This window comes from Pseudorhodobacter sp. E13, assembly GCF_003991405.1.
Taxonomy (GTDB): domain Bacteria; phylum Pseudomonadota; class Alphaproteobacteria; order Rhodobacterales; family Rhodobacteraceae; genus Pseudorhodobacter.
This window is the reverse complement of sequence record NZ_RPEN01000158.1, coordinates 327809-340035: the sequence shown is the minus strand read 5'-3', so window position 1 is coordinate 340035 and position 12227 is coordinate 327809. Positions and strand designations below refer to the sequence as shown.

At 62.0% G+C, this 12227-nt stretch carries 11 protein-coding genes and 1 tRNA gene; 6 read left to right on the top strand and 6 right to left on the bottom strand.

The genetic code is table 11. The annotated features are described in order from the left end of the window. The 4 genes from EGN72_RS15395 to EGN72_RS15380 all read left to right on the top strand — a co-directional run bounded on the left by EGN72_RS15395 (position 1) and on the right by EGN72_RS15380 (position 3799). Positions 1–372 (top strand): Mth938-like domain-containing protein, encoded by a 372-nt coding sequence (locus EGN72_RS15395; RefSeq protein ID WP_127049114.1) that lies wholly within the window; start codon positions 1–3, stop codon positions 370–372. 194 nt (positions 373–566) lie between these two features. Next, entirely contained in the window at positions 567–2975 is a 2409-nt protein-coding gene (gene lon / locus EGN72_RS15390; protein ID WP_127049112.1) for an endopeptidase La, read from the top strand. Positions 2976–3345: 370 nt separating this feature from the next. Further along, positions 3346–3711, top strand: a complete 366-nt coding sequence (locus tag EGN72_RS15385) for an HU family DNA-binding protein (RefSeq protein ID WP_158623207.1) — start codon at positions 3346–3348, stop codon at positions 3709–3711. Between the two features lie 13 nt (positions 3712–3724). Further along, positions 3725–3799 (top strand) — tRNA-Val (locus EGN72_RS15380). 48 nt (positions 3800–3847) lie between these two features. Here EGN72_RS15380 and EGN72_RS15375 read toward each other — a convergent pair. The 5 genes from EGN72_RS15375 to EGN72_RS15355 form a co-directional block, all read right to left on the bottom strand. Beyond that, positions 3848–5449 carry an FMN-binding glutamate synthase family protein gene (locus EGN72_RS15375; RefSeq protein ID WP_127049108.1) on the bottom strand — a complete coding sequence of 534 codons (1602 nt, stop codon included), beginning with the start codon at positions 5447–5449 and terminating at the stop codon, positions 3848–3850. A 113-nt stretch (positions 5450–5562) separates the two neighbouring features. Beyond that, positions 5563–5949 carry a VOC family protein gene (locus tag EGN72_RS15370; RefSeq protein ID WP_127049106.1) on the bottom strand — a complete coding sequence of 129 codons (387 nt, stop codon included), beginning with the start codon at positions 5947–5949 and terminating at the stop codon, positions 5563–5565. Continuing rightward, positions 5946–6812, bottom strand: a complete 867-nt coding sequence (locus EGN72_RS15365; RefSeq protein WP_127049104.1) for an arginyltransferase — start codon at positions 6810–6812, stop codon at positions 5946–5948. Before EGN72_RS15365 ends, EGN72_RS15370 begins: the two co-directional genes overlap by 4 nt. Positions 6813–6945: 133 nt before the next feature. Beyond that, a complete protein-coding gene (locus EGN72_RS15360; protein ID WP_127049102.1) occupies positions 6946–7389 on the bottom strand; it encodes an RDD family protein in 444 nt (147 codons plus the stop codon). 62 nt (positions 7390–7451) lie between these two features. After that, on the bottom strand, positions 7452–7883 hold the full coding sequence (locus tag EGN72_RS15355; RefSeq protein WP_127049100.1) for a DUF2852 domain-containing protein: 432 nt from the start codon (positions 7881–7883) through the stop codon (positions 7452–7454). A 332-nt stretch (positions 7884–8215) separates the two neighbouring features. Here EGN72_RS15355 and EGN72_RS15350 point away from each other — a divergent pair, with 332 nt between their 5' ends. Beyond that, positions 8216–10990 carry a glutamine-synthetase adenylyltransferase gene (locus EGN72_RS15350; RefSeq protein WP_127049413.1) on the top strand — a complete coding sequence of 925 codons (2775 nt, stop codon included), beginning with the start codon at positions 8216–8218 and terminating at the stop codon, positions 10988–10990. Positions 10991–11016: 26 nt separating this feature from the next. Further along, positions 11017–11286 carry a hypothetical protein gene (locus EGN72_RS15345; protein WP_127049411.1) on the top strand — a complete coding sequence of 90 codons (270 nt, stop codon included), beginning with the start codon at positions 11017–11019 and terminating at the stop codon, positions 11284–11286. A 15-nt stretch (positions 11287–11301) separates the two neighbouring features. On the opposite strand, the gene eda is transcribed toward EGN72_RS15345, so the two are convergent. Continuing rightward, the gene (gene eda, locus EGN72_RS15340; RefSeq protein ID WP_127049098.1) at positions 11302–11940 is read right to left on the bottom strand and encodes a bifunctional 4-hydroxy-2-oxoglutarate aldolase/2-dehydro-3-deoxy-phosphogluconate aldolase; all 639 of its coding nucleotides are present in this window, start codon (positions 11938–11940) and stop codon (positions 11302–11304) included. Positions 11941–12227 lie beyond the last annotated feature (287 nt).

The following is a 12227-nucleotide window of genomic DNA, read 5'->3' as shown; positions in this document are numbered from 1 at the left end:
ATGCGCCTGACCGAAATCACCTATGAAAACGCCCAGCCCATAGACAGCTATGGGCCGGGGTTCTTTCGGATTGCGGGGCAGGTGATCCGTGGCCCGGTGCTGGTGACGCCGTGGGATGCTGGCCCTTGGGGCGGGTTGGACGATACCGCCGCACCGCTGTCGCTGATCGGCAAGATTGATGTCTTGTTCATCGGCATGGGCGAAGAGATCGCGCATGTGCCGCTGGCCTTTCGCAGCACGCTGGAGGCGGCAGGCATCGGGGTGGAGGTGATGAATTCACCCGCCGCCGCCCGCACCTATAACGTGCTGTTGTCCGAAGGGCGGCGGATTGCGGCGGCCTTGCTGCCGGTTGGGCCGAAGCCCGCGGATTAGGTTTCACAATCGCGTCAAATTCCCCGCAATCTGCGCTTGCAGCGCCAGTTTGTCGGGCGCATGATTGCAGCAAGTGCGGTTGGGCTGGTTGACAGCGCGGGACCCCGGCACCAGATATAGTGACCAGAGAGGGGAATGCCTGAGTGCTGCCGAAACACCGGGGCCATGGCCTTCCTGCCAGATAAGGAAACAAGATGACTGACGTGAAAACCCCCAGCTATCCCGTGTTGCCGCTGCGCGATATCGTGGTGTTCCCGCATATGATCGTGCCGCTGTTCGTCGGGCGTGAAAAATCGGTTCGGGCGCTGGAAGAAGTGATGGCCGAGGATCGCCAGATCCTGCTGTCCAGCCAGATGGACCCGACGGTCGATGACCCGGAAAGCGATGGCATCTATCGTGCCGGCGTGTTGGCCAATGTGCTACAACTGCTCAAGCTGCCCGATGGCACAGTGAAAGTGCTGGTCGAAGGCAAAAGCCGTGTGCGGATTACCAATTTCATCGAAAACGACCGGTTCTTCGAAGCCGAGGCCGCGCCGCTGACCGAATTGCCGGGCGATACCGCCACGGTAGGGGCGCTGGTGCGCGCCGTTGCCGAGGAATTTGAGCGCTACGCCAAGATCAAGAAAAACATCCCCGAAGAGGCGCTGTCGGCCGTGGCCGAAACCCGCGAACCCTCGCGCCTTGCTGATTTGGCCGCAGGCCATCTGGGGATTGAGGTTGCCGACAAGCAAGCCCTTCTGGAAACGCTGGATATCGGCCAGCGTCTGGAAAAGGTTTACGGCCATATGCAAGGCGAAATGAGCGTTTTGCAGGTGGAGAAAAAGATCAAGACCCGCGTGAAATCGCAGATGGAGCGGACGCAACGCGAATATTACCTGAATGAGCAGATGAAGGCGATTCAGAAGGAACTCGGCGATGGCGAGGATGGCCAGAACGAGATTGCCGAACTGGAAGCCCGCATCGCCAAGACCGCGCTGTCCAAGGAAGCGCGCGACAAGGCCGAAGCCGAGGTGAAAAAGCTGAAAAGCATGAGCCCGATGAGCGCGGAAGCGACCGTGGTGCGCAACTATCTGGATTGGCTGCTTGGGGTGCCGTGGGGCACCAAATCCCGCGTGAAAAAGGATCTGGGCAAGGCGCAGGCCGTGCTGGATGCCGATCACTACGGGTTGGAAAAGGTCAAGGAACGCATCGTCGAATATCTGGCGGTGCAGGCGCGGTCTGCCAAGCTGAAAGGCCCGATCCTGTGCCTCGTCGGCCCTCCGGGCGTTGGCAAGACATCCTTGGGCCGCTCGGTCGCAAAGGCCACGGGGCGCGAATTTATCCGCATCTCGTTGGGTGGCGTGCGCGATGAGAGTGAAATTCGCGGCCACCGCCGGACCTATATCGGCTCTATGCCCGGCAAGATCATTCAGGCGCTGAAAAAGGCCAAGACGACGAACCCGTTGATCTTGCTGGATGAAATTGACAAGATGGGGCAGGATTTCCGCGGCGATCCGGCCTCGGCCATGCTGGAGGTGCTGGACCCGGAACAGAACGCCACCTTTACCGATCACTATCTGGAGGTCGAATATGACCTCTCGAACGTGATGTTCCTGACGACGGCCAACAGCTATAACATGCCCGGCCCGCTTCTGGACCGGATGGAGATTATTCCGCTGTCGGGCTATACCGAGGATGAAAAGCGCGAGATTGCAAAGCAGCATCTGATCCCCAAGCAGATCAAGAACCACGCCTTGAAAAAGGGTGAGTTTTCGGTGGCCGATGATGCGCTGCTGGAGGTGATCCGCACTTATACCCGCGAAGCAGGGGTGCGGAACCTTGAACGCGAGCTGGCGAAACTGGCACGCAAGGCTGTGACCGAAATCGTGAAGGCGAAAACCAAGGCGGTGAAGGTGACGATTGAGGGGCTGGAAGGCTTCCTTGGCGTCAAGCGGCACCGCTATGGTCTGGCCGAAGCCACGGATCAGGTGGGTGTGGTGACGGGTCTGGCCTGGACCAGCGTGGGGGGTGAGTTGCTGTCGATTGAGGCGCTGCGCCTGCCGGGCAAGGGCCGGATGAAGACCACGGGCAAGCTGGGCGATGTGATGAAGGAATCCATCGATGCGGCCAGCAGCTATGTGCGCTCTATCAGCCCGGAAATCGGCGTGAAGCCGCCGAAGTTCGAAACGATTGATATCCATGTCCATGTGCCCGATGGCGCGACGCCCAAGGATGGGCCAAGCGCGGGTCTGGCCATGGTCACATCCATCGTTTCGGTGCTGACGCAGATTCCGGTCCGCAAGGATATCGCAATGACGGGCGAGGTTTCCTTGCGCGGCAATGCGATGCCCATCGGCGGCCTGAAGGAAAAACTGCTGGCGGCCTTGCGCGGTGGGATCAAGACGGTGCTGATCCCGAAAGAGAATGAGAAGGACCTGTCCGAAATTCCGGACAATGTGAAAGAGGGTCTGACCATCATTCCCGTGACCCATGTACGAGAGGTTTTGGAACATGCGCTGGTGCGCAAGCCCGAACCGATCGAATGGGATGAGGCCGCCGAGGAAGCTGCCGCCGCCGCGCGTCAGGCCAAGGCCGAAAGCAGCATTCCGCAGACCGCCCATTAAGCGGTTGAACAAGGGAAAGGCGCGTCTGCGGGGCGCGCCTTTTTCTTTGGGCAGGGCGCGGGCCCCTTGGACCCTTTGCCAAAGGCAGGCTGCGGCGCGAAACTTTGGTTTCATTTAACCAAGCGCTGTGGAATTGGATTTGCCCTGTTCCCAACGGCTGAAAACTCGCCTAAATTGTTTCCAAGTAGAAAACAAACGGGGAGCAGGCGCCACCAGGGCCACATCCAACAGCACCGCTGACAAATCCAAATCGCAGAGCACTGCGGCGAAAACCCCTGCCAAGGCAGAGCCGAAAACCGCTACGAAAACCGCACCGCCGCGCGGCATTCCGGCCCCGGCAATCAAGCCAGCGGCGGTGGTCGTGCCGAAAATGTCGGTTGTCGGAACCTCGGGCGAGGCACCGGCGACAGTGGCCGCAGCCGCCAAAGCCGGGGGCGATGAGCCGCATATGCTGAAAAAGCAAGAGTTTGTGGAGCGGGTCGTCAAAGCCTCGGGCGCCAAGAAGAAAGATGTAAAGCTGATCCTGGATGCCGCTTTGGGCGTGCTGGGCGATGCGCTGTCGGCGTCCGAGGAATTGAACCTGCCGCCACTGGGCAAGGCCAAGGTGAACAAGCAGCGGCAGGAAGGCAATGCCGAGGTGTTGATCTTGAAACTGCGGCGCGGCGGCGGCAGCGGTGGTGGCGGTGATGCCGCGGCGGAAAAAGAGGGTCTTGCAGAGGACGGTGAAGACGATTAAACCGCCCCCCGATGGGTGATTAGCTCAGTGGTAGAGCGCTTCGTTCACATCGAAGATGTCAGGGGTTCAAATCCCTTATCACCCACCATTTCAACAGCTTCGCAGGCGTTGCGGCCGCTTTCCAAGCCCCGCGACGCTACATCGCAAAGGCAAAGCTGTCGGCGCTTGCGTGATCCCAGTATTTGGCAAAGGCCGGGTGGCTGACATCGCCGCCCATCAACGCGCCTTGATCCAGCCAAAGATATTGGCTGGCGGCAGAGCGCACCTCGCGGCTGTTGACGCGGATCATCAGGTGATGCGGCGTCAGGTCATTGGGGTGCTGCAAACCGCTTGCCTCAATCGCTTCTTTCAGCGTGTGCATCGTGTTGGCATGGAACTTGGCAACGCGTTGGTATTTGTCATCCACCACCAGCGCGCGGTAGCGGCCGGGATCTTGCGTGGTGACGCCGGTGGGGCATTTGCCGGAATGGCAGGCCTGCGCCTGAATGCAGCCGATGGCAAACATGAAGCCGCGCGCCATATTGCAGGCATCGGCCCCCAGCGCGAACATGCGGCAGATATCAAAGGCCGAGATCAGCTTGCCCGAGACGATGATCTTGGTCTTGTCGCGGATGCCAAGGCCGACCAGCGTGTTATGCACCAGCATCAACCCTTCGCGCAGGGGCGCGCCGTAATGGTCAGCAAATTCAGCGGGGGCGGCCCCGGTGCCGCCTTCCGCCCCGTCAACCGTGATGAAATCAGGCGATTGGCCGGTTTGCGCAAAGGCCTTGGCCAGCGCGAACCATTCCCACGGGTGCCCGACGCAGAATTTCAGGCCGACCGGCTTGCCACCCGACAAATCCCGCAACCGCTGCAAAAAGCTGCATAATTCCATGGGGGTAGCGAAAGCAGAATGGGAGGAGGGGCTGATGCAATCTTCGCCCACTTTGACGCCGCGCGCCTCGGCAATCGCCTCGGTCACTTTGGCGCCGGGCAGGATGCCGCCATGGCCGGGTTTTGCGCCCTGGCTCAGCTTGACCTCAATCATCTTGACCTGATCGGCGCTGGCATTTTCGGCAAAGCGATCTTCGGAAAAGCTGCCATCAGGGTTGCGGCAGCCAAAATACCCCGAGCCGATTTGCCAGACCAGATCGCCGCCCCCCGCCCGGTGAAAGCGCGAGATGGAGCCTTCGCCGGTGGTATGGGCAAAGCCACCCATCGCCGCACCTTTGTTCAGCGCCTCAATCGCGGTGGGGGACAGCGCGCCGTAAGACATGCCCGAAATGTTCAGCACCGAGGCGCGATAGGGTTTCTTGCAGCCCGCCCCGCCAATGGTCACGCGAAAGTCCTGGCTGGGCAGATGCGAGGGGCGCATCGAATGGTTGATCCATTCATGGCCGATTTTCTCCACATCCAGCAGCGTGCCAAAGGGGCGCAAGCCGTCAATCCCCTTGGCGCGGCGATAGACCAGCGCGCGCTGTTCGCGGGAAAACGGCGTCGCGTCCTGATCGCTTTCCACGAAATACTGGCGGATTTCGGGGCGAAAGGTTTCCAGCAAGAACCGCAACCGGGCCGAGATGGGGTAATTGCGCAGCACCGAACTGTGCGGCTGTGTCAGGTCAAACAGGCCAAGCGCCGAAAAGGACATGGCCAGCACCGTGATAAGCCCGCCCCAGATCGGGTGATAGACCGTGACGGCAAGCCCGACAGGCACCGCCAGAAGCACCAGCGCAAGCGGTGTGTAACGCAGGGGGAACATATCAACCTCTCAATCCGGCGCGGTTCTGGGCATCCTGCGCCCGTGCCCTTAAATCAAGGTTAACGCTAGCGGGTCTGGCCCCGGCTTGCCAAGTTTATTTGTAAAGGTGCAGGTCAGGCGCGCTGCAACAGATCCCAGCGGTTCCCGAACGGGTCGCGCCAGATGGCAACCTTGCCATAGGGTTCTTGCCTGGGGGCTTCTTCGAACACCACGCCTGCGGCCTGCATACTGGCGTGGTCACGGTCAAAATCATCGGTTTCCAGAAACAGAAACACGCGGCCCCCGCTCTGATCGCCGATGCGGCGGTTTTGCTGGCGGGTTTCGGCCCGTGCGAGGATGAGCGAGGCCCCGCGCCCACCGGGGGGTGACACCCGGACCCAGCGTTTGCGGCCCTGATCGACATCTTCGGCAAGGTCAAACCCCATCACATCCACATAAAACCGGATTGCCGCATCATAATCGGGCACCACGAGGGCAAGGGCGGCGATGGCTTGGGTCATCGTTTGATCGGGGGGGCGGGCATGTCGGTTGGCCGCTCTTTCGGGCTGCGGCCATCGGGCAGGTTGATGCGGGCGACCTGCTCGGCAATCGGGTCGACGGAAAGGGGGTGCAGCTCGGCGGTGTGGGCCTGCGGATCACCGATCGGTTGCCAGCTTCCCGCCTTGAAAATCTCCAGCCCTGAAAAGCCTGCCTTATAGCCCATTTTCCGGCTGCCCGGCACCCAATAGCCCAGATAGACAAAGGGCAGCCCCGCGGCGCGCGCAATCTCGATATGGTCGAGAATCAGGAAGGTGCCCAAAGAGCGCGCGGTCAGATCGGGGTCATAGAAGGAATAGACCATGCTCAGCCCGTCATCGAACACATCCGTCAGACACACGGCAGACAGATCGGCGGGGCCGCGCCCTTCGGTTTCGGAATATTCGATGACGCGGCTGCGGATCGGGGTTTCCTCGATCATCGCGGCGAATTCGAAAATATCCATATCGGCCATCCCACCTTCGGCATGGCGGAAATCCAGATAGCGGCGGAACAGGGCATATTGGTCCTCGGTTGCCCAAGGGCTGGTGGCGTTGCGTTTCAGCGCCGCATTGCGCCGCAACACCTTGCGCTGGGTGCGCGTGGGCGTGAAATCGGCCACGCGGATACGGGCCGAAAGGCAGGCCGAACATTCCGCACAAGACGGGCGATACAGCACATTCTGCGAGCGGCGGAAGCCTTGCTTGGACAGCGTGTCATTCAGCTTTTGCGCATGTTCCCCTTGCAGCGCGGTGAACAGCTTGCGCTCCATCCGGCCTTCCAGATAGGGGCAGGGCTGTGGGGCGGTCACATAGAACTGCGGGGCGAGGGGAAGGGTGTGTCGCATCTCTGTCCGGAAAAGCTGTAAATCAGCGACAGGTTAGCAAGCACACCCGCGCGCGCCAAGGAAAGACTGCATGGTTTTTCGACAGAAATTCAGGAATTTGCAGGTTTTCGCCGGGGGCGCGCAGAATGTGCGGTCAGTAACGGGCGCTGCGGTTGATGGCGACGCTGCCCAGCACGGTATCGGTCAGCCCTTGGCCGCGCGGGCTTAGGATCATCATCGCGACAGACAGCACCTGCGGCAGCACAAGGCTGCTGCTGACCAGATAGCCCAGCGTATGCACAAAGGCGGTTCCGGTATCAAAGGGGCGGCCATCGGCGCGGCGGAATTCAATCGCCGCAAGGCGCATGCCCAGCGTGGCCGAGCCGCTGCTGATCGTGACCCAGCGATAGGCGGCATTCACCACCACGAACAGCACCGGCAGAAAGAACAGCGCGGTAAAGGCGGTAAACGGCACGATCAGCGCGGTCAGGATCATGGTGAGCAGCGTATCAATGACCCAAGCGACCCCGCGCTTGGCGGTGACGCCTTCGTAAAATTCGGCGTTATAGTCCGGGTCGGGCAGGGCGTTGGCGAACATGATGTGCTGGTCCTTGAAGCAAAGGGGGGCGGCCCCTGAGGTGGGCCGCCCGTCCGGGTTTATCAATAGGCCGAGACATCTTTGGCGGCGTCATCGGCGGTGTTGCGCTTCACGCGCTCATCCATGAAGGCGTCGAATTCCTGCTTGTCCTTGGCATCGCGCAGACGTTTCAGGAAGGCTTCAAACGCTTCTTGTTCCTCTTCCAGACGGCGGATGGTTTCGCTGCGATAGGCATCGAAGGCCGTGTTGCCAGTGGAAGCGGTTTTCCAATCGCCATGGGAATGGCGGCGGGCGCGGCAGGCGGAACGGTTGAACATGCGTTTACTCCAGATCATATAGGCGAGGATGGCAAGGCCGACAGGCCAGACGAAAATGAACCCCAGCACCATGGCTGCAATCCATGCGCCTTTGCCGCGATCATCCAGCCAGCCCTCGACGCGGCGAGGCCAGCTTGTGATGCCGTGGGGTAGGCTTTGGGTCGATGTGTCATACATTGTGGACTCTCCGTTCAAAGGGGTTGCGGTTCGGGGTTATGTTTATTCCTTTTACATTACCAAGATTGCCACGATGCCAGCGCTTTTCAAGTCTTTATGTTAAAGAAATTTACATTTTTTGAGGGTTGGAGGTAAAATTCAGGTCAAGTCATTGAAGTTAAGATATAAAATATTGTCAGCCTGTGTGTCTGTGCGCCTTTGGCGGCCAACCGATCGCAGCCGGGCGGTGTAAAAACGCGCTTTGCCGCACAGCCTGTGCGGGCCGCAGAAATATCCGCTGCGCCCGATTGACCGCGCCGCGCCTGCTGGGCATTCTGCGCGGCATGTCGCATATGCCCTTCGCCCCCCGCATCACCCGCAAACCGCTGCCCTATGACTCCGCCGCCGGGGCCGAGATTGCGGCGCGCTTTGCCGATATTGACCCTGCTGTGCTGCCCGTTCTGGTAGGGGCGGCGGGGTGCAGCCCGTTTCTGGCCGATCTGATGCAGCGCGAGGCTGATTGGCTGCGCGCCGCCCTTGCCCGCGCCCCGGAAACGGCGGTGGCGACAGAGCTTGCGGCGCTAAAGGATCTGTCGCTGGACGCTTTGGGCGCGGGCTTGCGGCAGGCCAAGCGGCGGGTGGCCTTGCTGGCAGGCTTGGCTGACCTTGCGGGCGTCTGGCCGCTGGAGGCGGTGACAGGCGCGCTGACCGATCTGGCCGACCGCGCGGTGGACCTGTCGCTGAAGCGGTTGGTCGCCGAAGAAATCCGGCGCGGCAAGATCCCCGGCGCGGTGGCCGAGGATGCCGAGACAGCGGCGGGCATGGTGGTCTTTGCCATGGGCAAGATGGGCGCGGGGGAGTTGAATTACTCCTCGGATATCGACCTGATTTGCCTGTTTGATGAAAGCCGCTATCCCGACAGCGCCGCCGAGGCCCGCAGCGCCTTTATTCGTGTCACGCGCAAGATGGCGGCCTTGGTGGGCGACCGCACGGCGGAAGGCTATGTGTTCCGCACCGATCTGCGGCTGCGCCCGGATGCGGCGGTGACACCGGTCTGCCTGTCTTTCGCGGCGGCGGAAAGCTATTACGAAAGCGTGGGCCGCACATGGGAACGCGCGGCCTGGATCAAGGCGCGGCCTTGCGCAGGGGACATTGCGGCGGGGGAGCGGTTTATCAAGACGCTGACGCCGTTTGTCTGGCGCAAGCATCTGGATTTTGCGGCCATTCAGGATGCGCATGACATGCGGCTGCGCATTCGCGATCACCGCCGCCTGCATGGGCCGGTGGTGGTGGAAGGCCATAACATGAAGCTGGGCGTGGGGGGCATCCGCGAGATTGAGTTTTTCACCCAGACGCGGCAGTTGATTGCAGGCGGGCGCGACCCCGATTTGCGCGGCCGCCAAACCGTGCCGGGCCTTGCCGCACTGGCCGAAAAAGGCTGGATTGCGCAAGACACCGCCGCAGAATTGACCCAGCTTTACCGCGCGCATCGGGAAATCGAGCATCGGTTGCAGATGGTGCATGACGCGCAGACGCATGACATGCCAGCCACCGCCGATGGCATCGCCCGGATCGCGATGTTCTGCGGAGAGCCGGATGTCGCCGCGTTTCGCGCCAGCCTGACCGCGCGGCTGGAACGCACCGACCATCTGACCGAAGGCTTCTTTGCCCCCGGCGAGGCAGAGGAAGGGCCAGAGCTGTCCGACAGTGCCCGCGACATCGTGCGCGGCTGGGACAGTTATCCTGCGCTGCGGTCTGAACGCGCGGGCACGATTTTCCGTCGCGTGCGCCCCGGCCTGTTGAAACGGTTGCAACGCGCCGCCAACCCGGATGAGGCCTTGATTGCCTTTGATGGGTTTCTGGCGGGCCTGCCTGCCGGGGTGCAGATTTTCTCCTTGTTCGAGGCGAACCCGCAGCTTGTTGATCTGATAGTTGATATTGCCGCCACCTCGCCCGCGCTGGCGCTGTATCTGTCGCGCAATGGCGCTGTGCTGGATGCGGTGATCGGCGGCAGTTTCTTTGCCGCTTGGCCGAGTTTGGGCGCATTGTCGGCGGGGCTGACAGCGGCGCTGGCCGAGATTGCGGATTATGAGCGCAAGCTGGATGCTGCGCGGCGCTGGATGAAGGAATGGCATTTCCGCATCGGTGTGCATCATTTGCGCGGGTTGATCGACGCGTTCGAGGCAGGCAAGCAATATGCCGATCTGGCCGATGCCACCTTGGCCGCGCTGTGGCCGGTGGTGGAGGCAGAGTTTGCCCGCAAATACGGCCCGCCACCGGGGCGGGGGGCGATTTTGCTGGGCATGGGCAGCCTTGGGGCAGGGCGGCTGAATGCGGAATCGGATCTTGATCTGATCGTGATCTATGATGCGGGCGATGCCGAATATAGCGACGGCAAGAAGCCATTGGCGATCCGGCCCTATTTCGCGCGGCTGACGCAAGCGATGGTGACAGCCGTGACCGCGCAAATGCCCGAGGGGCGGCTCTATGAGGTGGATATGCGCTTGCGGCCTTCGGGGCGGCAGGGGCCGGTGGCAACCTCGATCCATTCCTTCAAGGATTACCAACTGACCGAGGCCTGGACATGGGAGCATCTGGCCCTGACCCGCGCGCGCCCGATTGCCGGGAATGCCGATCTGCGCGCCGAGTTTGAGGGCCTGCGCCGCGAGGTTCTGGCCGCCAAGGCCGGGGGAGAAACGGTTCTGGCCGATGTGGCCGATATGCGCGCGCGGCTGGCCGCTGCCAAACCCGCAAGCGGGCCGTGGGATGCCAAGAACGGGCCGGGGCGCTTGATGGATATCGAACTACTGGCGCAGACGGCGGCGTTGCAGGCAGGCGACCCCGCGCGGCGGGTGGAGCCGCAGTTGCGCGCTGGCGTGAAACGTCAATTCCTGTCGCAATCGGATGAGCAGGCGGTGCTGGATGCCTACAGGCTTTGCTGGCGGCTTCAGGCAGCCTCGCGCTTATTGACCGACAAGGCGCTGGATTTTGAAAAGCTGGGGATCGGCGGGCGGGCGTTCTTGCTGCGCGAAACCGGGCAAACCGATGTGGCAGCGCTGAGCGCGCGGCTGACAGAGGCGCTGGCCGGGGCCGAAGCCGTGATTGCGCGATTGATAACGGCCCCATAGTGGCCAACGGGGATGGATAGCAGATGATGGACCTGAAAACAGCGGACCCGAAAGGCTTGATCCGCGAAAGCTATCGCATCGAGGGGATCACCTTGGGTGAATGTCGGTCCATCTTCATGGATTGGGCGCTTAGCCTGCCTGTCGATGCCGAAACCGGCCCGGCCTTGCGGCATCTGTTGGCGACCTATGCCGCAGCGGCGCCAGAGCATCCGATGAACGGGGTGCTGGAGGCCGCCTTGACCGCCCCCAGCGCAGCAAAGCGCCGGGGCGGGCGTGCGGGGCGGGTGCGGCAATAAGTGCCGCAATAAGGGTTAGCGCAGTTTCGCCGCCTCGGCTGCGATGGCGGTAATCCCGGCCCAATCGCCTGCGGCCATCAGGTCCACAGGGGCCACCCAAGAGCCGCCGACGCACAGCACATTCGGCAGTTTCAGATAGTCATTGGCATTTTTCAGGCTGATGCCCCCGGTCGGGCAAAACTTGACCTGTGGGATCGGCGCACCAATCCCTTTCAGCGCGGGCGCACCGCCCGATGCCTCGGCGGGAAAGAATTTCTGCACCGTATAGCCCAGTTCCAGCAGGGTCATCACCTCGGTCGCGGTGGCGGCACCGGGCAGCAACGGCAGTTCAAATTCTGCGCAGGCATCCAGCAGCTTGGCCGTGGCACCGGGCGAGACGCCGAATTTCGCGCCGGCCTCTTTCGCGGCTTTCACATCATCGCGTGTCAGCAACGTGCCTGCGCCGACCACACCACCCGGCACGTCGGCCATCGCACGGATCACGTCCAGCGCGGCGGGGGTGCGCAAAGTCACCTCCAGCGCGGGCAGGCCCCCGGCCACCAGCGCGCGCGCCAGATCGGCGGCCTTGCTGGCATCCTCGACCACCAGCACCGGAACCACCGGGGCAAGGTTGCAAATCTCAAGCGCGTGGCGGGATTGTTCGGCGGGCGTCATGGCGCGGATATCCTTTTCTGGGGCCTGATGTTCAGGCGCGGGCGCGGCAGCGCCGCAGATTTTCTGCGCCGAGTGTTAGCGCAAACCATGGCTTCGGTCCAGCCCAATCGCGGCAGCAGGCTGGGGGCGGCATGGGGGCGGCATGGCAGCAAGAGGCGGTGCGCGTGCTGAATTTTTGGGCATTTTGCAGCGCTGATCCGGGCCAGACAGGGGCGGCGGATGACAAGTCCCGTCATGAAAATCTTGTCATTTGAACTGACCAGCGCGCCTCGCGAAAGGTCAACAGG

Bases quoted from the DNA above. Each gene is read 5' to 3' on its own strand.
- EGN72_RS15395 (WP_127049114.1), top strand. From the start codon at position 1: ATGCGCCTGACCGAAATCACCTATGAAAACGCCCAGCCCATAGACAGC.
- lon (WP_127049112.1), top strand. From the start codon at position 567: ATGACTGACGTGAAAACCCCCAGCTATCCCGTGTTGCCGCTGCGCGAT.
- EGN72_RS15385 (WP_158623207.1), top strand. From the start codon at position 3,346: ATGTCGGTTGTCGGAACCTCGGGCGAGGCACCGGCGACAGTGGCCGCA.
- eda (WP_127049098.1), bottom strand. From the start codon at position 11,940: ATGACGCCCGCCGAACAATCCCGCCACGCGCTTGAGATTTGCAACCTT.
- EGN72_RS15355 (WP_127049100.1), bottom strand. From the start codon at position 7,883: ATGTATGACACATCGACCCAAAGCCTACCCCACGGCATCACAAGCTGG.
- EGN72_RS15360 (WP_127049102.1), bottom strand. From the start codon at position 7,389: ATGTTCGCCAACGCCCTGCCCGACCCGGACTATAACGCCGAATTTTAC.
- EGN72_RS15370 (WP_127049106.1), bottom strand. From the start codon at position 5,949: ATGACCCAAGCCATCGCCGCCCTTGCCCTCGTGGTGCCCGATTATGAT.
- EGN72_RS15350 (WP_127049413.1), top strand. From the start codon at position 8,216: ATGCCCTTCGCCCCCCGCATCACCCGCAAACCGCTGCCCTATGACTCC.
- EGN72_RS15345 (WP_127049411.1), top strand. From the start codon at position 11,017: ATGGACCTGAAAACAGCGGACCCGAAAGGCTTGATCCGCGAAAGCTAT.
- EGN72_RS15365 (WP_127049104.1), bottom strand. From the start codon at position 6,812: ATGCGACACACCCTTCCCCTCGCCCCGCAGTTCTATGTGACCGCCCCA.
- EGN72_RS15375 (WP_127049108.1), bottom strand. From the start codon at position 5,449: ATGTTCCCCCTGCGTTACACACCGCTTGCGCTGGTGCTTCTGGCGGTG.